Below are 16235 nucleotides of genomic sequence, written 5' to 3'. Positions count from 1 at the left end.
CGCTATGGATGAAGGATTAAGATTCGCTATCAGAGAAGGTGGAAGAACTGTAGGTTCAGGAGTTGTTACTTCAATAATCGAATAATTTTAAATTATTATAAATTTTCTTAGTACCGAAGAACACGGGAAATAAAAATGCTTAATTAAATTCAACTTATATTTTTAGCGCAAAAATTTATAAGATTGAATTTAATTAAGAAAAGTTTCTAATATATAGACGTATATATTAGAATGCTTTTTAAAAATTAAAATTAAAGCGCAATAATTTTATTTATTAAAAAGAGTTCATTAAAATAGGCCTTTAAATTATAAAGAGAAGAATTAGTATTGATTCTTCTCTTTATTTTTTTATTGATTTTCTATAAAAAATAAATATAATATAATTTAGGAAAAAAATTTGGGCAATAATATTAATATAATATTTTTAGGAATAAAATTCTTCTTGAAAAATAAAAAAAATAGTATATTATTAATATTAGGTTTTATTTTTTTGAACGGTTTTGGGGTAAAAAAACTACATAAATGTATATGTTAAAAGTTATAAAAAAATACTTGAAAAAACATAATATACATAGTATAATGAAGAAGTTGTAAAGCGAACAGCGATGAATCAAGAGGTTGCCGGACTTCCGGGTAATTCTTGAAGAGCATGTTAGGATCTAGAATCCAACGACAGAAGTTAGTGTATCTTTCTAAAGTGTGAAACACCAGGGACAGTTTACATAATACTTACTGTTGTGCGTTAGAAGTAAAGCGTACATGAAAAGGAGGGAAACCAAAATGTCAAAACAAAAAATTAGAATAAGATTAAAAGCATTTGATCACACAATATTAGATCAATCAGCTGAGAAAATTGTTGAAACTGCTAAGTCTACAGGAGCAAAGGTTGTTGGACCAGTTCCACTACCAACTGAAAAAGACGTTATCACAATCTTAAGAGCTGTACATAAGTACAAAGACTCAAGAGAGCAGTTCGAAGTAAGAACTCATAAGAGATTAATAGACATCGTTAATCCATCACCAAAAACTGTTGATGCATTAATGAGATTAAACTTACCAGCAGGTGTTGATATCGAAATAAAACTTTAATAGTTTATTTAGATTGAATTAAGAGATTGAACTGTTATGATTGCAGAAGCAATCCGCTAATATGTTTAGGAGGTGTAGCCACATGAAAAAAGCTATAATAGGTAAAAAAGTTGGAATGACTCAAATATTCGATGAGAATGGTAGAGTAATCCCTGTAACTGTAGTTGAAGCTGGTCCATGTGTTGTAGTTCAAAAGAAAACAGTTGAAACTGATGGATATGATGCAATACAAGTAGGATTCGGTGAATTAAGAGAAAAATTAGTTAACAAACCAAGAAAAGGACATTTTGCTAAAGCTGGTGTTTCTTTAAGAAGAACTTTAAAAGAGTTCAGAATGGAAGATGTAGCTAATTACAATGTTGGAGACGAAATAAAAGTTGACACATTTGAAATTGGAGACAAAGTAGATGTATCAGGAGTTTCTAAAGGTAAGGGATTCCAAGGTACAATAAAAAGATGGAATGCTAGTAGAGGACCAATGTCTCACGGTTCTAAATTCCACAGAGCACCAGGTTCAATGGGAGCTGCTTCAGACCCATCAAGAACTTTCAAAAACAAAAGAATGCCTGGACATATGGGAGCTAAGAACACAACTGTTCTTAACTTAGAAGTAGTTAAAATAATGCCAGAAAAGAACATTATTTTAATAAAGGGTGGAATCCCAGGTCCAAATAAAGGCACAGTAGTTATAAGAAACAGCGTTAAGGCTTAATTTCTGTAGAAAGGAGGAAGCGTAATGCCTAAAGTAGGTTTATTTAATAAAGAAGGACAACAAGTTGGAGATATCCAATTAAATGAGCAAGTATTCGGAGTAGAAGTAAACAAATATGCTTTACACCAAGTAGTAGTAGCTCAATTAGCTAATAAGAGACAAGGTACTCAATCAGCTAAAACAAGATCTGAGGTAAGAGGAGGCGGAATCAAGCCTTGGAGACAAAAAGGAACAGGTAGAGCAAGACAAGGTTCTATAAGAGCGCCTCAATGGATTAAAGGTGGAGTTGTATTCGCACCAAAGCCAAGAGATTACAGAATGTCAATACCAAAGAGCATGAGAAAAGTAGCTATGACTTCTGCTTTAACTAGCAAAGTTGCAGATATGGTAGTTTTAGAAGACTTAACTTTCGAAGCTCCAAAGACTAAGGAAGCAGTTAAAATGTTAAATGCTTTCGAAGCTAAAAAGACATTAATAATAACAGCTGAAGTTAATGAAAATGTATATAAATCAGCAAGAAACATAGAAGGTGTAACAGTTATGCCTGTTAACAACATAAATGTTTATGATTTATTAAACTGCAAAACATTAATGATAACTAAAGAAGCTGTAAACAAAATTGAGGAGGTGTACGCATAATGAAGTTAACAAGCCATGATATAATCAGAAAACCAGTTATAACTGAAAAGAGTATGGCAGCTATGGCTGAAAATAAATACACCTTCATAGTTCATATGGCAGCTAACAAAGTACAAATAAAGAGAGCTGTAGAAGAAGTTTTCAACGTAAAAGTTGCTGACGTTAAGACTATGAGATTCGAAGGAAAGACTAAGAGAGTTGGAGTTCATATCGGAAAAAGAGCTGACTTCAAAAAAGCTGTTATAACTTTAGCAGAAGGTAGCAGCATAGAATTCTTCGAAGGAATGCAATAATAAAAAGCAGGTATTGGTTGAAGGCCAGATAAGCTATAAGAAGGAGGGACAATAATGGCACTTAAAAAGTTTAACCCAACTACACCATCAAGAAGACAAATGACTATGCCAACATTTGAAGAAGTTACTACAAATGCACCTGAGAAGTCACTTCTTGTTTCATTAAAGAAAACTGGTGGTAGAAACGCACAAGGTAAAATAACTGTTAGACACCACGGTGGTGGAGCTAAGAGAAAATATAGAATAATAGATTTCAAAAGAAATAAAGACGGAATTCCAGCAAAAGTTGCTACAGTAGAGTACGATCCAAATAGATCAGCTTACATAGCACTTGTTGTTTACGCTGATGGAGAGAAGAGATACATACTTGCTCCTGTAGGATTAAAAGTAGGAGATACAGTAGTATCAGGACCAGATGCTGATATTAAGCCAGGTAACGCTCTTCAATTAAAACACATGCCAGTAGGTACTTTTGTTCATAACATAGAGTTACAAGCTGGAAAAGGTGGCCAAATGGTAAGATCAGCAGGTACTTCAGCTCAATTAATGGCTAAAGAAGGTAACTATGCTACATTAAGATTACCATCAGGTGAAATGAGATACGTAAGAATAGAATGTAAAGCTACTGTTGGAACAGTATCAAACACAACTCATGAGATCGTAAATATCGGTAAAGCTGGTAGAAAGAGACACATGGGATGGAGACCAACAGTTAGAGGTTCTGTAATGAACCCTTGCGATCACCCTCACGGTGGTGGAGAAGGTAGATCTCCTATCGGTAGACCAAGTCCAGTTACTCCATGGGGTAAACCAGCACTTGGATACAAAACAAGAAAGAACAAAAAATACTCAGATAGATTCATCATTAAGAGAAGAAACGCTAAATAATCTGGAGAGAATTAAAAATTCTCTTCACAGTTTGGCGGCATAATTAAGTTTATGAAGGGAGGAAATTCTAGTGAGTAGATCAATTAAGAAAGGACCTTTCGTGCATGCAGGTCTTTTAAAGAAAATAGAAGAAATGAACCAAAGTGGAGATAAGAAAGTTATCAAAACTTGGTCAAGAAGCTCAACTATATTCCCACAAATGATAGGCCATACAATAGCTGTTCATGATGGAAGAAAACATATCCCAGTTTATGTTACAGAAGATATGGTTGGACATAAATTAGGAGAATTCGTTTTAACAAGAACTTTCAAAGGTCATATTAAAAACGAAAAAACATCAAAGAGAAAATAATAGTATCCGGGAAAGGAGGATCTTTAGATGGAAGCTAAAGCTATAGCTAAATATGTAAGAATGTCTCCAACTAAAGTAGGAGTTGTTCTTGATTTAATAAGAGGAAAGAACGTAAACGAAGCTTTCGCAATTTTAAAATATACTCCAAGAGATGCTGCTGAGGTTATAAGCAAAGTTTTAAAATCAGCGGTAGCTAATGCGGAGAACAATCACGAATTAGACGTTAACAGATTATTCGTTGCAGAAGCACATGTAGGTCACGGACCAACATTAAAAAGATTCAGACCAATGGATCATGGTAAAGCATTCAGAATAAACAAGAGAACAAGTAACATAACACTTGTTGTTAAAGAAAGAGCTTAATAAGGTAAGGAGGGAAAAGCATGGGACAAAAAGTACATCCTCACGGACTAAGAGTTGGTGTAATTAAGGATTGGGATGCAAAATGGTATGCTGATAAGAAGAATTTTGCTGACAACTTAATTGAAGATCAACAAATAAGAAAATTCATAAAGAAAGAACTTTTCTCAGCTGGAATCGCTAAGATTGAAATCGAAAGATCAGCTAAAAGAGTAAAGTTAAACATACACACAGCTAAGCCAGGAGTAATCATCGGTAAAGGTGGTTCAGGAATCGAAAGATTAAAAGCTAGCTTAAAAAATATAATAGCTGAAAAGAATGTTTTAATAAACATTGTTGAGGTTAAGAACGCTGAAACTAACGCTCAATTAATGGCTGAAAACATTGCTGCTCAATTAGAAAAGAGAATATCTTTCAGAAGAGCTATGAAACAAACTATCCAAAGAGCAATGAAAGCTGGCACATTAGGTGTTAAAACTGCTTGTTCAGGAAGATTAGGTGGAGCTGAAATAGCTAGAACTGAGCAATACAATGAAGGAACAATCCCACTACAAACAATAAGAGCTGACATCGACTATGGATTTGCTGAAGCAGATACAACTTATGGTAAAATCGGTGTTAAAGTGTGGGTTTACAATGGAGAAGTTCTTCCAACTAAAAAAGTTGAAAAAAAGGAAGAAGCTAACGCATAATAGGATGCACTAAGAAAGGAGGAATATAACATGTTAATGCCTAAAAGAGTTAAACATCGTAAGGTACAACGTGGTAGAATGAAAGGTAAGGCAACTAGAGGAAACTTTCTAGCTTACGGAGATTTCGGAATCCAAGCTACAACTTGTGGATGGATCACTAGTAACCAAATAGAAGCTGCGAGAATAGCTATCAATAGATATATAAGAAGAGGCGGAAAGCTTTGGATAAAAATATTCCCAGACAAACCTGTAACTGAAAAACCAGCTGAAACAAGAATGGGTTCAGGTAAAGGTTCAGTTGAATACTGGGTAGCAGTAGTTAAACCAGGTAGAGTTTTATTCGAGTTATCTGGAGTTGATGAAGAGAAAGCAAGAGAAGCTATGAGACTTGCTTCACACAAACTTCCTGTAAAGACTAAGTTCGTTACAAGAAGAGATTTTGAGGAAATGGGTGGTGAAGAATAATGAAGGCTAGAGAGTTAAAAGAACTAAGAACAAGCAATCCTCAAGATTTAATAAAGAAATTAGGAGACCTTAAAGCTGAGTTATTCAATTTAAGATTCCAATTAGCTACAGGTCAATTAGAAAACCCAATGAGAATCAGAGAAGTAAAAAAATCAATAGCTCAAATCAAGACAATCATAAGAGAAGAAGAGTTAAAGATTGAGCAGTAATCCTGAAAGGAGGTAACCGCTGTGGAAAGAAATTTAAGAAAAAAGAGATTAGGTAGAGTTGTTTCTGATAAAATGGATAAGACTATCGTTGTTGCGGTTGAAACAAAGGTTAGACATCCACTATACGGAAAAACTGTTAACAGAACAACTAAGTTTAAAGCTCATGATGAGAATAATGAGGCTAGATTCGGAGATAGAGTTCTTATAATGGAAACTAGACCATTATCAAAAGATAAGAGATGGAGACTTGTTGAGATAGTAGAGAAAGCAAAATAGTTTTCTAAAGTCTGAAAGGAGGTTAATTTCATGATACAACAACAAACCTTACTAAAGGTTGCTGATAACTCAGGTGCAAAAGAAATAATGTGCATAAGAGTTTTAGGCGGATCTAAAAGAAAATTCGGAAATATCGGAGATGTAATAGTTGCTAGCGTTAAAAGTGCAACACCAGGCGGAGTTGTTAAAAAAGGCGAAGTAGTAAAAGCAGTTATTGTAAGATCAGTAAGAGGACTAAGAAGAGCTGACGGTTCATACATCAAATTTGATGAAAATGCAGCTGTAATAATAAAAGATGATAAGCAACCAAGAGGAACTCGTATCTTTGGACCAGTTGCAAGAGAGCTAAGAGATAATGAGTTCAATAAAATCTTATCATTAGCACCAGAAGTTCTATAATAAACGATTAGGAGGTGGCTAAGATGAAGGTACATGTTAGAAAGAACGACACAGTAGTAGTTATATCAGGTAAAGATAAAGGAAAAACTGGTGAAGTTTTAAGAGTAATTCCTAAGACTGGTAAAGTAGTAGTTAAAGGAGTTAATTTAGTTAAAAAGCATCAAAAACCTAATAGACAAAACATGCAAGGTGGAATAATAGAAATGGAAGCTCCAATAAATAGCTCAAAAGTTATGTTATTCTGCAACAAATGTAAAAAGGCTACAAGAATAAGCCATAAGTTATTAGAAGACGGTGCAAAAGTAAGAGTATGTAAGAAGTGTGGAGAAACATTCTAAAATTTGAAAGGAGGTACTTTACGTGAATAGACTTCAAGAAAGATATGAAAAAGAAGTAGTTCCAGCTATGATGGAAAAGTTCGGATACAAAAACATAATGCAAGTTCCTAAAATAGAAAAAGTTGTTATAAACATGGGAGTAGGAGAAGCTAAAGACAATCCTAAGGTTCTAGAATCAGCTGTTAGTGATTTACAAATAATCGCTGGACAAAAGCCTGTATTAACAAGAGCTAAAAAGTCAGTTGCTAACTTTAAAATAAGAGAGAACATGGCTTTAGGATGTAAAGTTACTTTAAGAAAGACTAATATGTACGAATTCGTAGATAAATTAGTTTCAATAGCTTTACCAAGAGTAAGAGACTTCAGAGGAGTTTCAGCTAAAGCATTTGATGGAAGAGGAAACTACTCATTAGGAATTAAGGAACAATTAATATTCCCAGAAATAGAGTATGATAAAGTAGATAAAGTAAGAGGAATGGATATAATCTTCGTTACTAGTGCTAACACAGACGAAGAAGCAAGAGAATTATTAAGATTCCTTGGAATGCCATTCGCTCAATAATAAGGAGGGGATACGCATGGCTCGTAAGGCAATGATCGAAAAATGGAAAAAAGAACCTAAATACAAAACTAGAGCGTATACTAGATGTAGATTATGTGGAAGACCACATTCTGTATTAAAGAAATTCGGAATTTGCCGTATCTGCTTCAGAGAATTAGCTTACAAAGGTGAAATTCCTGGATGTAGAAAGGCAAGCTGGTAATATAACTAGTAGAATGAAAGGAGGCACAATAGAATGGTTATGACAGATCCTATCGCAGACTTACTAACTCGTGTTAGAAACGCGAACTCAGTAAGACACGAAGTTGTTGAAGTACCTTCTTCAAGTGTTAAGAAGGCTATCGTAAATATATTATTACAAGAAGGTTATCTTAAAGGAGTAGAGGAGTACAATGATGGTGTAGTTCCTATGATGAGATTAACTTTAAAGTACGGAGCAAACAATGAAAGAGTTATAACTGGTTTAAAGAGAATATCAAAACCAGGTTTAAGAGTTTACTGCAAGAAAGATGAAGTTCCTAGAGTATTAAACGGACTAGGTATCGCTTTAATATCAACTTCAAAAGGATTAGTAGTTGACAGAGAAGCTAGAAAATTAGGATTAGGCGGAGAAGTTATCTGCTACGTTTGGTAATTTTTTAGAGTGAGAAAATAACATAGATTTATATAGATTGAAGCAAAGAGATGATTTAAAAAAATATAAGGACCAAATTCACAGGAGGTGCGCATTATGTCAAGAGTAGGTAAAATGCCTATAGCTATCCCTGCTGGAGTAACTGTTACTGTAACACCAGAGAACGTTGTTACAGTAAAAGGCCCTAAGGGTGAGTTAGTTAAAGCTATGCACAAAGACATTAATATAGCTGTAGAAGATGCTCAAGTAGTTGTTACTAGACCAAGTGACGTTAAAGAACACAGAGCACTTCACGGATTAACTAGAGCTTTACTTAATAACATGGTTATCGGAGTAAGCCAAGGTTTTTCAAAAACTTTAGAGTTAAACGGAGTTGGATACAGAGCTCAATTACAAGGAAAGAAACTTGTTATGAACTTAGGATATTCACATCCAGTAGAAGTTGAATCAGTTGATGGAGTAGACTTCAAATTAGATGGAACAACTAAAGTTATCGTTGAAGGTATCGATAAAGAAAAAGTTGGAGCAGTTGCTGCTAACATCAGATCATGGAGAAAACCTGAACCATACAAAGGTAAAGGAATCAAGTACTCTGATGAAGTTATAAGAAGAAAAGAAGGTAAAACTGGTAAATAATAAATACTAATATAGAAAGGAGTGAACCTTATGTTCAAAAAGGCAGACAGAAAAGAAGCAAGAGAAAGACGTCACCTAAGAGTTCGTAAGAAGGTATTCGGAACTCCAGAAAGACCAAGATTATCTGTATATAGAAGTGAAAAGAACATATATGCTCAAATAATAGACGACGTTAATGCTGTTACTTTAGTAGCTGCTTCAAGCTTAGATAAAGCTATCGAAGTTAAAGGAAGCAACAAAGAAGCTGCTAAATTAGTTGGAGAATTAGTTGCTAAGAGAGCTATAGAAAAAGGAATAAACGATGTAGTATTCGACAGAGGTGGATACGTATATCACGGAAGAGTTGAGGCTTTAGCTAGCGGAGCAAGAGAAGCCGGATTAAAATTCTAATCTACAAGGAGGGGAAATACATGAGAATCGATCCTAGCACACTAGACCTTAAAGAAAAGGTTGTTAGTATAAGCAGAGTTACTAAGGTTGTTAAGGGTGGTAGAAACTTCAGATTCAGTGCGTTAGTTGTTGTTGGAGACGAGAACGGACACGTTGGTGTTGGAACTGGTAAATCTATCGAAATCCCTGAAGCAATAAGAAAAGGAATAGAAGATGCTAAGAAAAACTTAGTAAAAGTTTCAATAGTTGGAACTACTGTTCCTCATGAAATACACGGAAAATTCGGTACAGGAGATGTACTTATAATGCCAGCTACTGAAGGTACAGGAGTTATAGCTGGAGGTCCTGCAAGATCAGTTCTTGAATTAGCAGGATTAAAGGATGTTAGAGCTAAATCATTAGGTTCAAACAACCCAAGAAACATGGTAAAAGCAACTATCAACGGATTAGCTAACTTAAGAACAGCTGAAGATATAGCTAAATTAAGAGGAAAATCTGTTGAAGAGATAATAGGTTAGGAGGGATAGCGATGCTAAAGGTAACATTAGTTAAAAGCTTAATTGGTAGAAAGAAAGACCATATCGCTACTGCACATGCCCTTGGACTTAGAAAAATAGGTAAAACAGTAGAGCATGAGGGAACTCCTCAAATAAAAGGTATGATAAACAAAATAAGTTATCTACTAAAAGTTGAAGAAGCATAATTAAATAGAGCATTAGAGGAGGTGTAATAAGATATGAAACTTCATGAATTAAGACCAGCAGCTGGTAGTAAATCAGCTCCAAAAAGAGTTGGTAGAGGTACTGGTTCAGGCTTAGGAAGAAATGCCGGTAAAGGTGAAAAAGGTCAAAATGCTAGATCAGGTGGTGGAGTTAGACCTGGATTCGAAGGTGGTCAAATGCCATTATACAGAAGACTTCCTAAAAGAGGATTCACTAACCCATTTACAAAACATTTTGTAACAATCAATGTTGATAGATTAAACATATTCGATAATGGAACAGAAGTTACTCCAGAATTACTATTAGAAAGAAGAGTAGTAAGTAAACTAATGGACGGAGTTAAGATCTTAGGAAATGGAAACATAGAAAAGAGCTTAACTATCGCAGGTTGCAAGTTATCAAAGCAAGCAGCTGAAAAAATAGTTGCAGCTGGAGGAAAAGTTGAGGTGAAATAATCGTGCTATCAACCCTACGTAATGCCTGGAAGGTTCAAGATTTAAGAAAAAAAATAATTTGGACTGTATTCTTAATAGCAATTTTCAGGATGGGAAGTTATATTCCTGTTCCTGGAATTGATACAGATAGTCTAAAAGCTTTAACACAATCAGGAGGCTTAGTAGGCTTCTATGATTTAATTTCTGGTGGTTCTTTTAGTAGATTTAGTATATTCGCTTTAGGTGTTGTACCATACATCAATGCTTCAATCATCGTACAGCTTTTAACAGTTGCAGTTCCTAAGTTGGAGCAATTGTCTAAAGAGGGAGATGACGGAAGAAAGAAAATTCAAAAGATAACTAGGTATGCATCCATTGTTATTGGAGCGGTAATGGCTTATGGAAGTTACGTAATAATTAGCAATGTTGGTGCATTAAAAGATACATCTCCAGTTAGTTTATTTTTAATATTACTAACATTAGTAGTTGGATCAACTTTCTTAATGTGGTTAGGAGATCAGATTACTGTTAAAGGAGTAGGAAACGGTACTTCATTGATAATATTTGCAAACATAGTATCAAGTTTACCAATGACTGGTTATCAAATATATAACCTAAGTAAAATGGGTAGAATAAATATTGTAGAAGTTGCATTATTTATTTTATTTACACTAGCTTTACTAGGTGGTGTAGTTTACTTATCACTAGCTGAAAGAAGGATTACTGTACAATATGCAGGTAAGGCCGTAGGTAACAAGGTTATGAAGGGACAATCAACTCATATTCCATTAAGTATTATTGGAACAACTGTCATAGGAATAATCTTTGCTATGTCTGTTATGAGTTTCCCAACAACTATAGCTCAATTCTTTCCAGAAGCTAAATGGTCACAATGGATTATAGGATCTTCTTACAGTCCTTTTAATACAAGTACTTGGATGTATCCAGTATTATATGCATTGTTGACTATATTCTTTACTTGGTTCTATACTCAAATAACATTTAAGCCAGATGAAATGGCTGAGAATATGCATAAATCATCAGGTTTCATTCCTGGAATAAGACCTGGAAAACCAACAGAAATTTATTTAGAGAAAGTATTAAATAGAATTTCAATGATTGGTGGATGTTTCGCTGCTTTAATAGCAGTAATTCCTATTTTAGTTGCAAACTATACTCCTTTCCAAGGAATACAGTTTGGAGGAACATCATTATTAATTTTAGTTTCTGTTTCACTAGAAATAATGAGACAATTAGAAACTCAATTAGCAATGAGACATTACCAAGGATTCTTAAAATAGAAATACAAGTTATGGAGATGATGCCCGTGAAGATAGTTTTATTAGGTCCTCCTGGAGCAGGAAAAGGAACACAGGCAAAATCAATTAGTAATAGATATTCAATTCCTCACATATCTACAGGAGATATTTTTAGAAAGAATATTTCAGAGAATACTCCTTTAGGTATTGAGGCTAAATCATATATGGATAATGGACAGTTAGTACCAGATGAAGTAACAATTAACATGGTTAAGGATAGACTTCAACAAGATGATTGTAAAAATGGATATTTATTAGATGGTTTCCCAAGAACAGTTCATCAAGCAGAAGCTTTAGATAACTTTTTAAAAGAAAGAAATGAGTCAATAGACACAGCTCTTTTAATAGAAGTACCTAAAGAATTTATTCTTGAGAGAATGACAGGAAGAAGAGTTTGTCCTTCTTGTGGAGCAAGTTATCACATAAAGTTTAATCCACCAGCTAAGGATGGAAAATGTGATCTTTGTGGTTCAGATGTTATACAAAGAAAAGATGACACTGAAGAAACAGTTAAGGAAAGACTTGATGTGTATGAAAATCAAACACAACCATTAATTGATTTTTATAAAAACAAAAAGCAACTTTCAGTAGTAGATGGAACACAAGCAATAAACGAGGTCTTCGAGAGTATCTGTAAAATATTAGGGAGAGATAAGTAGATGATTATTCTTAAAAATGAGAATGAAATCGACCTAATGAGAAAGGCAGGAAAGCTTCTTGGAGAAACACTTAACCTGCTTAAGGAGAAAGTAAGACCTGGTATTACTACTACGGAATTAGATAGAATAGCTGAAGAGTTTATAACTAAGCATGGAGCTACACCATCCTTTAAAGGATTGTATGGTTTCCCAGCTTCATTATGTATATCTGTTAATAATCAAGTAATTCATGGTTTCCCAGGAAGTTATGAATTAAAAGATGGAGACATTGTTTCTATTGATTGTGGAGTTTGTCTAAATGGATTTCACAGTGATGCTGCTAGAACTTTTGGTGTAGGAAATATATCAGAAGAAGCAAAAAAGCTTATTAGAGTTACTGAAGAATCCTTTTTTAAAGGAATCGAAAAGGCACAGGTAGACAGTAGACTAACGGATATTTCTAATGAAATACAGCAATATGTTGAAGCCAATGGATTTTCTGTTGTTAGAGACTTTGTAGGACATGGAATTGGCCGAAAAGTTCATGAAGATCCTGAAGTTCCTAATTTCGGTAGACCAGGCAGAGGTCCAAAGTTAATGGCAGGAATGGTATTAGCTATTGAACCAATGGTAAACATGGGATCATATAGAGTTAAGACTTTAGATGATGGCTGGACAGTAGTAACAGCAGATGGAAAACTTTCTGCACACTATGAAAACACAGTTGCAATTTTACCTAATGGTCCTGAAATATTAACACTTATAAAATAGTTTTAATATATATTGCTTAGTTATAAATTAACATTTGCCTATAAGGAATTTGTAGTTTATGACTAAGGTAATCTTTGAGGTGGATAAGTTGCAAGAAACTGATTTAATCGGTAGATTGGTTATTTCAAATGCTGGAAGAGATAAAGAAAAATCATATATAGTGATTGGATTGGTAGATGATGATCTACTATTAGCAAATGGATTGACTAAGACTATTGAAATGCCAAAAAAGAAAAAAATAAAACATGTAGTGCTTACTGAGATATTGGATGATGAATTAAAATCATGTATAATATCAAAAGATAAGAACTTAAATCTTAAGATAAAGAGATTTATAAGACTTAATTGCACTAACAAGGAGGTTTGATTACCTTATGTCAAAAAGTGATATAATTGAAATGCAAGGTACAGTTTTAGAAGCTTTACCAAATGCAATGTTTGAAGTTGAATTAGAGAGTGGGCATAAAATATTAGCTCATATCTCAGGAAAGTTAAGAATGAACTTCATAAGAATTTTACCAGGAGATAAGGTTACTGTAGAACTTTCACCTTATGATCTTACAAGAGGTAGAATTACATGGAGAGCAAAATAAGGAGGGTTAGCGATGAAAGTAAGACCATCAGTTAAGCCTATTTGCGAAAAGTGCAAAGTTATAAAAAGAAAAGGAAGAGTAATGGTAATCTGTGAAAATCCTAAGCACAAACAAAAACAAGGCTAATAGGTAAATAAAACATAATAAAAAAGGTCAATTGGGAGTGAATTCTTATTGACTTTTATTTAAAAGTAAAATATGATTATATAGGCATTTAAATAATAGCAAATAAATTTTAGGTGCGGCTGTGATGTGAAAAACATCAACCTAAAATTTTAAATATAAATAAAACAACAAAGCAATTGAGTTACTTATTTAATGTAAATCAATTTCGTATTTTAATTACCAGGAGGTGTAACATTAATGGCAAGAATAGCAGGTATCGACCTACCAAGAGAAAAAAGAGTTGAAATAGGTCTAACTTATATATATGGTATAGGATTACCTACATCACAAAAAATTCTTGAAGTAACTGGAGTTAATCCTGATACAAGAGTTAAGGATCTTACTGAGGAAGAAGTAAACTCAATAAGAAACTACATTAAAGATTTAACAGTTGAAGGTGACTTAAGAAGAGAAGTTGCTTTAAACATAAAGAGATTAGTTGAAATTGGTTCATATAGAGGAATCAGACATAGAAAAGGTCTTCCACTTAGAGGACAAAAAACTAAGACTAATGCTAGAACTAGAAAAGGTCCTAAGAAGACAATAGCTAATAAGAAGAAATAGTTAAGGAGGGAAGACAATGGCAGCTCAAAAAGTTAAAAAAACTAGAAGAAGAAAAGAAAGAAAAAATGTTGAGCATGGTGCAGCACACATTCAATCAACATTCAATAACTCAATAGTTACTTTAACTGATGCAAAAGGAAATGCATTAGCATGGGCAAGTGCTGGTGGACTTGGATTTAAAGGTTCAAGAAAGAGCACACCATTTGCAGCTCAAATGGCAGCTGAAACAGCAGCTAAAGCAGCTATGGAACACGGATTAAAAAGCGTTGAGGTTTACGTAAAAGGACCAGGTGCTGGAAGAGAAGCAGCTATAAGAAGCTTACAAGCAGCTGGATTAGAAGTTACTTTAATAAAAGATGTAACTCCAATCCCACACAATGGATGTAGACCACCAAAAAGAAGAAGAGTTTAGTAACGTCACGGGAGGTGTAATGAATGGCAAGATATACTGGAGCTACATGTAAGTTATGTAGAAGAGAAGGTATGAAATTATTCCTAAAAGGGGATAGATGTTATACAGATAAATGTGCTTTCGTTAGAAGAAGTTATGCACCAGGACAACATGGAGCAAGCAGAAAGAAATTATCTAACTACGGAACACAATTAAGAGAGAAGCAAAAAGCTAAGAGAATATACGGAGTTCTTGAAGGTCAGTTCAGAAACACATATGAAAGAGCTGAAAAAATGAGAGGAATTGCCGGTGAAAACTTACTTAAATTATTAGAAATGAGATTAGACAACGTTGTTTACAGATTAGGTTATGGTGCTTCAAGAACAGAAGCTAGACAATTAGTAAACCACGGTCATTTCTTAGTAAATGGTAAAAAAGTTGATATAGCATCATTTAAAGTATCAGTTAACGATGTTATAACAGTTTGTGAAAAGAGCAGAGGATCAGAAAGATTCAAAATGTTTGCTGAAAATCCAAAAGCTTTACCAAAATGGTTAGAAGCTAACGTTGAAAACTTTGAAGGTAAAGTTGTTGCTGAACCTGCAAGAGAAGACATCGACGTACCAGTTAACGAAACTCTAATCGTTGAGTTATACAGCAAATAATAATTATTGATCTTAAGTACTTTTACAATTGGATCAGTTGCCCTCATAAGGTTGCCATTTTAAAATTAAGGAGGGTTTTTGAATGTTAGAAATAGAAAAGCCAGTAATTCAATGTGTTGAATCAAACGATAACGGAACATATGGTAAGTTTGAGATAGAACCATTAGAAAGAGGTTATGGAATAACTCTTGGTAATGCATTAAGAAGAATATTACTTTCTTCTTTACCTGGAGTGGCTCCAACTTCAGTTAAAATAGATTCAGTTCTTCATGAATTTTCAACAATAACAGGTGTTAAAGAAGATGTTACAGAGATAATCTTAAATCTTAAAATGTTAGCACTTACTATGGAAGGTGAAGGACCAAAAACTATTTATATTGATGCTCAAGGACCAGGTATTGTTACTGGAGCAGATATAAAAACAGATGGTGATGTAGAAGTTGTAAACAAGGATCTACATATCGCTACATTAGACGAAGATGGTAAGTTATATATGGAAATCATAGTTAATAGAGGAAGAGGATATGTTACTCAAAACAAAAATAAAACAGAAGATCTTCCATTATCAGCTATAGCTATAGATTCTATATACACTCCTGTAAAAAGAGTTAATTTCTCTGTTCAAAATACAAGAGTTGGTCAAATTACTGACTATGATAAACTTACATTAGAAATTTGGACTAATGGAACTATAAGAATAGAAGAAGCTATTTCATTATCAGCTAAAATTCTTATAGAGCACTTCAAATTATTCATGACTTTAACTGACAACGCTAATGATGTTGAGATAATGATTGAAAAAGAAGAAGATAAAAAAGAAAAAGCTTTAGAGATGACTATAGAAGAACTTGACTTATCAGTAAGATCATACAATTGTCTAAAGAGAGCTGGAATAAATACTGTTCAAGAACTTGCAGGCAAAAGCATGGATGATATGATGAAAGTTAGAAACTTAGGTAAGAAGTCTCTAGAAGAAGTAGAAAGAAAGTTAAACGAGTTAGGCTTAAATTTAAGACTAAATGACGAGTAGGTGAGGAGG

General features: G+C 33.9%; 32 protein-coding genes. All 32 read left to right on the top strand.

Annotated features, from left to right (window positions below; all coding sequences use genetic code 11):
* A partial coding sequence (locus AC4FQV_RS09045) for an EF-Tu C-terminal domain-related protein (RefSeq protein WP_476580457.1) occupies positions 1 to 85 on the top strand: 85 nt, incomplete at its 5' end.
* A gap of 695 nt (positions 86 to 780) precedes the next feature.
* On the top strand, positions 781 to 1089 hold the full coding sequence (rpsJ, locus tag AC4FQV_RS09040) for a 30S ribosomal protein S10 (protein WP_003479233.1): 309 nt from the start codon (positions 781 to 783) through the stop codon (positions 1087 to 1089).
* A gap of 82 nt (positions 1090 to 1171) precedes the next feature.
* On the top strand, positions 1172 to 1801 hold the full coding sequence (rplC, locus tag AC4FQV_RS09035) for a 50S ribosomal protein L3 (RefSeq protein ID WP_003476250.1): 630 nt from the start codon (positions 1172 to 1174) through the stop codon (positions 1799 to 1801).
* 24 nt (positions 1802 to 1825) lie between these two features.
* Positions 1826 to 2440, top strand: a complete 615-nt coding sequence (gene rplD / locus AC4FQV_RS09030) for a 50S ribosomal protein L4 (RefSeq protein ID WP_003454270.1) — start codon at positions 1826 to 1828, stop codon at positions 2438 to 2440.
* Positions 2440 to 2733, top strand: a complete 294-nt coding sequence (gene rplW / locus AC4FQV_RS09025) for a 50S ribosomal protein L23 (RefSeq protein WP_003454311.1) — start codon at positions 2440 to 2442, stop codon at positions 2731 to 2733. Before rplD ends, rplW begins: the two co-directional genes overlap by 1 nt.
* Positions 2734 to 2787: 54 nt before the next feature.
* Entirely contained in the window at positions 2788 to 3621 is an 834-nt protein-coding gene (gene rplB, locus AC4FQV_RS09020; protein ID WP_491139901.1) for a 50S ribosomal protein L2, read from the top strand.
* Between the two features lie 70 nt (positions 3622 to 3691).
* Entirely contained in the window at positions 3692 to 3973 is a 282-nt protein-coding gene (gene rpsS, locus AC4FQV_RS09015) for a 30S ribosomal protein S19 (protein ID WP_491139900.1), read from the top strand.
* A gap of 27 nt (positions 3974 to 4000) precedes the next feature.
* Positions 4001 to 4336: a 50S ribosomal protein L22 gene (rplV, locus tag AC4FQV_RS09010; protein ID WP_491139899.1), complete on the top strand. Its 336-nt coding sequence runs from the start codon at positions 4001 to 4003 to the stop codon at positions 4334 to 4336.
* A gap of 20 nt (positions 4337 to 4356) precedes the next feature.
* The gene (gene rpsC, locus AC4FQV_RS09005) at positions 4357 to 5025 is read left to right on the top strand and encodes a 30S ribosomal protein S3 (protein WP_003454406.1); all 669 of its coding nucleotides are present in this window, start codon (positions 4357 to 4359) and stop codon (positions 5023 to 5025) included.
* Positions 5026 to 5055: 30 nt separating this feature from the next.
* Entirely contained in the window at positions 5056 to 5490 is a 435-nt protein-coding gene (rplP, locus tag AC4FQV_RS09000) for a 50S ribosomal protein L16 (RefSeq protein ID WP_003454381.1), read from the top strand.
* The gene (rpmC, locus tag AC4FQV_RS08995; protein WP_003454396.1) at positions 5490 to 5699 is read left to right on the top strand and encodes a 50S ribosomal protein L29; all 210 of its coding nucleotides are present in this window, start codon (positions 5490 to 5492) and stop codon (positions 5697 to 5699) included. The genes rplP and rpmC overlap by 1 nt, the downstream gene beginning before the upstream one ends.
* A 21-nt stretch (positions 5700 to 5720) precedes the next feature.
* On the top strand, positions 5721 to 5975 hold the full coding sequence (gene rpsQ / locus AC4FQV_RS08990; RefSeq protein ID WP_003454312.1) for a 30S ribosomal protein S17: 255 nt from the start codon (positions 5721 to 5723) through the stop codon (positions 5973 to 5975).
* 30 nt (positions 5976 to 6005) lie between these two features.
* Positions 6006 to 6374 (top strand): 50S ribosomal protein L14, encoded by a 369-nt coding sequence (gene rplN, locus AC4FQV_RS08985; RefSeq protein ID WP_003454425.1) that lies wholly within the window; start codon positions 6006 to 6008, stop codon positions 6372 to 6374.
* A 23-nt stretch (positions 6375 to 6397) separates the two neighbouring features.
* Positions 6398 to 6712, top strand: a complete 315-nt coding sequence (gene rplX, locus AC4FQV_RS08980; protein ID WP_491139898.1) for a 50S ribosomal protein L24 — start codon at positions 6398 to 6400, stop codon at positions 6710 to 6712.
* A 22-nt stretch (positions 6713 to 6734) separates the two neighbouring features.
* The gene (rplE, locus tag AC4FQV_RS08975) at positions 6735 to 7274 is read left to right on the top strand and encodes a 50S ribosomal protein L5 (RefSeq protein ID WP_003454431.1); all 540 of its coding nucleotides are present in this window, start codon (positions 6735 to 6737) and stop codon (positions 7272 to 7274) included.
* Positions 7275 to 7290: 16 nt separating this feature from the next.
* Positions 7291 to 7476 carry a type Z 30S ribosomal protein S14 gene (locus tag AC4FQV_RS08970; RefSeq protein ID WP_003470274.1) on the top strand — a complete coding sequence of 62 codons (186 nt, stop codon included), beginning with the start codon at positions 7291 to 7293 and terminating at the stop codon, positions 7474 to 7476.
* Between the two features lie 33 nt (positions 7477 to 7509).
* The gene (gene rpsH, locus AC4FQV_RS08965; protein ID WP_003454446.1) at positions 7510 to 7908 is read left to right on the top strand and encodes a 30S ribosomal protein S8; all 399 of its coding nucleotides are present in this window, start codon (positions 7510 to 7512) and stop codon (positions 7906 to 7908) included.
* 96 nt (positions 7909 to 8004) lie between these two features.
* The gene (gene rplF, locus AC4FQV_RS08960) at positions 8005 to 8544 is read left to right on the top strand and encodes a 50S ribosomal protein L6 (RefSeq protein WP_491139897.1); all 540 of its coding nucleotides are present in this window, start codon (positions 8005 to 8007) and stop codon (positions 8542 to 8544) included.
* 30 nt (positions 8545 to 8574) lie between these two features.
* Complete coding sequence (rplR, locus tag AC4FQV_RS08955; RefSeq protein ID WP_003454424.1) at positions 8575 to 8934, top strand: 50S ribosomal protein L18; 360 nt, start codon at positions 8575 to 8577, stop codon at positions 8932 to 8934.
* A 20-nt stretch (positions 8935 to 8954) separates the two neighbouring features.
* A complete protein-coding gene (gene rpsE, locus AC4FQV_RS08950; protein ID WP_491139896.1) occupies positions 8955 to 9452 on the top strand; it encodes a 30S ribosomal protein S5 in 498 nt (165 codons plus the stop codon).
* Positions 9453 to 9457: 5 nt separating this feature from the next.
* Positions 9458 to 9637 carry a 50S ribosomal protein L30 gene (gene rpmD, locus AC4FQV_RS08945; protein ID WP_034824315.1) on the top strand — a complete coding sequence of 60 codons (180 nt, stop codon included), beginning with the start codon at positions 9458 to 9460 and terminating at the stop codon, positions 9635 to 9637.
* 33 nt (positions 9638 to 9670) lie between these two features.
* Entirely contained in the window at positions 9671 to 10111 is a 441-nt protein-coding gene (gene rplO, locus AC4FQV_RS08940; RefSeq protein ID WP_003454379.1) for a 50S ribosomal protein L15, read from the top strand.
* A gap of 2 nt (positions 10112 to 10113) precedes the next feature.
* The gene (gene secY, locus AC4FQV_RS08935) at positions 10114 to 11391 is read left to right on the top strand and encodes a preprotein translocase subunit SecY (protein WP_491139895.1); all 1278 of its coding nucleotides are present in this window, start codon (positions 10114 to 10116) and stop codon (positions 11389 to 11391) included.
* Between the two features lie 26 nt (positions 11392 to 11417).
* Positions 11418 to 12068 (top strand): adenylate kinase, encoded by a 651-nt coding sequence (locus AC4FQV_RS08930; RefSeq protein WP_491139894.1) that lies wholly within the window; start codon positions 11418 to 11420, stop codon positions 12066 to 12068.
* Entirely contained in the window at positions 12069 to 12818 is a 750-nt protein-coding gene (gene map, locus AC4FQV_RS08925) for a type I methionyl aminopeptidase (RefSeq protein ID WP_491139893.1), read from the top strand.
* 88 nt (positions 12819 to 12906) lie between these two features.
* A complete protein-coding gene (locus AC4FQV_RS08920) occupies positions 12907 to 13185 on the top strand; it encodes a KOW domain-containing RNA-binding protein (protein WP_491139892.1) in 279 nt (92 codons plus the stop codon).
* A 7-nt stretch (positions 13186 to 13192) separates the two neighbouring features.
* Entirely contained in the window at positions 13193 to 13411 is a 219-nt protein-coding gene (gene infA / locus AC4FQV_RS08915; protein ID WP_003454491.1) for a translation initiation factor IF-1, read from the top strand.
* A 12-nt stretch (positions 13412 to 13423) separates the two neighbouring features.
* Positions 13424 to 13537 carry a 50S ribosomal protein L36 gene (rpmJ, locus tag AC4FQV_RS08910; RefSeq protein WP_003373491.1) on the top strand — a complete coding sequence of 38 codons (114 nt, stop codon included), beginning with the start codon at positions 13424 to 13426 and terminating at the stop codon, positions 13535 to 13537.
* A 237-nt stretch (positions 13538 to 13774) separates the two neighbouring features.
* Entirely contained in the window at positions 13775 to 14140 is a 366-nt protein-coding gene (gene rpsM / locus AC4FQV_RS08905) for a 30S ribosomal protein S13 (RefSeq protein ID WP_003454489.1), read from the top strand.
* Positions 14141 to 14156: 16 nt separating this feature from the next.
* Positions 14157 to 14552: a 30S ribosomal protein S11 gene (gene rpsK / locus AC4FQV_RS08900; protein ID WP_003454436.1), complete on the top strand. Its 396-nt coding sequence runs from the start codon at positions 14157 to 14159 to the stop codon at positions 14550 to 14552.
* Positions 14553 to 14575: 23 nt separating this feature from the next.
* Entirely contained in the window at positions 14576 to 15196 is a 621-nt protein-coding gene (gene rpsD, locus AC4FQV_RS08895; RefSeq protein WP_003470276.1) for a 30S ribosomal protein S4, read from the top strand.
* An 82-nt stretch (positions 15197 to 15278) separates the two neighbouring features.
* Complete coding sequence (locus AC4FQV_RS08890) at positions 15279 to 16226, top strand: DNA-directed RNA polymerase subunit alpha (RefSeq protein ID WP_491165353.1); 948 nt, start codon at positions 15279 to 15281, stop codon at positions 16224 to 16226.
* Positions 16227 to 16235: the final 9 nt, after the last annotated feature.

The sequence above is a fragment of the Clostridium sp. TJA038 genome (assembly GCF_058310255.1).
Note: the sequence above shows the minus strand (reverse complement) of the source record. Positions and strands in the feature narration are given on the sequence as shown.

Excerpts from the sequence above, each read along its gene's own strand:
- map (WP_491139893.1), top strand. The coding sequence starts at position 12,069 with ATGATTATTCTTAAAAATGAGAATGAAATCGACCTAATGAGAAAGGCA.
- rpsC (WP_003454406.1), top strand. The coding sequence starts at position 4,357 with ATGGGACAAAAAGTACATCCTCACGGACTAAGAGTTGGTGTAATTAAG.
- rpsJ (WP_003479233.1), top strand. The coding sequence starts at position 781 with ATGTCAAAACAAAAAATTAGAATAAGATTAAAAGCATTTGATCACACA.
- rplP (WP_003454381.1), top strand. The coding sequence starts at position 5,056 with ATGTTAATGCCTAAAAGAGTTAAACATCGTAAGGTACAACGTGGTAGA.
- rpsE (WP_491139896.1), top strand. The coding sequence starts at position 8,955 with ATGAGAATCGATCCTAGCACACTAGACCTTAAAGAAAAGGTTGTTAGT.
- rplC (WP_003476250.1), top strand. The coding sequence starts at position 1,172 with ATGAAAAAAGCTATAATAGGTAAAAAAGTTGGAATGACTCAAATATTC.
- rpmC (WP_003454396.1), top strand. The coding sequence starts at position 5,490 with ATGAAGGCTAGAGAGTTAAAAGAACTAAGAACAAGCAATCCTCAAGAT.
- rplF (WP_491139897.1), top strand. The coding sequence starts at position 8,005 with ATGTCAAGAGTAGGTAAAATGCCTATAGCTATCCCTGCTGGAGTAACT.
- rplB (WP_491139901.1), top strand. The coding sequence starts at position 2,788 with ATGGCACTTAAAAAGTTTAACCCAACTACACCATCAAGAAGACAAATG.
- rpsD (WP_003470276.1), top strand. The coding sequence starts at position 14,576 with ATGGCAAGATATACTGGAGCTACATGTAAGTTATGTAGAAGAGAAGGT.
- rpsM (WP_003454489.1), top strand. The coding sequence starts at position 13,775 with ATGGCAAGAATAGCAGGTATCGACCTACCAAGAGAAAAAAGAGTTGAA.
- rplX (WP_491139898.1), top strand. The coding sequence starts at position 6,398 with ATGAAGGTACATGTTAGAAAGAACGACACAGTAGTAGTTATATCAGGT.
- rplW (WP_003454311.1), top strand. The coding sequence starts at position 2,440 with ATGAAGTTAACAAGCCATGATATAATCAGAAAACCAGTTATAACTGAA.
- rplV (WP_491139899.1), top strand. The coding sequence starts at position 4,001 with ATGGAAGCTAAAGCTATAGCTAAATATGTAAGAATGTCTCCAACTAAA.
- rpmJ (WP_003373491.1), top strand. The coding sequence starts at position 13,424 with ATGAAAGTAAGACCATCAGTTAAGCCTATTTGCGAAAAGTGCAAAGTT.
- rplN (WP_003454425.1), top strand. The coding sequence starts at position 6,006 with ATGATACAACAACAAACCTTACTAAAGGTTGCTGATAACTCAGGTGCA.
- AC4FQV_RS08970 (WP_003470274.1), top strand. The coding sequence starts at position 7,291 with ATGGCTCGTAAGGCAATGATCGAAAAATGGAAAAAAGAACCTAAATAC.
- rplR (WP_003454424.1), top strand. The coding sequence starts at position 8,575 with ATGTTCAAAAAGGCAGACAGAAAAGAAGCAAGAGAAAGACGTCACCTA.
- AC4FQV_RS08890 (WP_491165353.1), top strand. The coding sequence starts at position 15,279 with ATGTTAGAAATAGAAAAGCCAGTAATTCAATGTGTTGAATCAAACGAT.
- rpsH (WP_003454446.1), top strand. The coding sequence starts at position 7,510 with ATGGTTATGACAGATCCTATCGCAGACTTACTAACTCGTGTTAGAAAC.
- rplO (WP_003454379.1), top strand. The coding sequence starts at position 9,671 with ATGAAACTTCATGAATTAAGACCAGCAGCTGGTAGTAAATCAGCTCCA.
- rplD (WP_003454270.1), top strand. The coding sequence starts at position 1,826 with ATGCCTAAAGTAGGTTTATTTAATAAAGAAGGACAACAAGTTGGAGAT.
- infA (WP_003454491.1), top strand. The coding sequence starts at position 13,193 with ATGTCAAAAAGTGATATAATTGAAATGCAAGGTACAGTTTTAGAAGCT.
- rpsK (WP_003454436.1), top strand. The coding sequence starts at position 14,157 with ATGGCAGCTCAAAAAGTTAAAAAAACTAGAAGAAGAAAAGAAAGAAAA.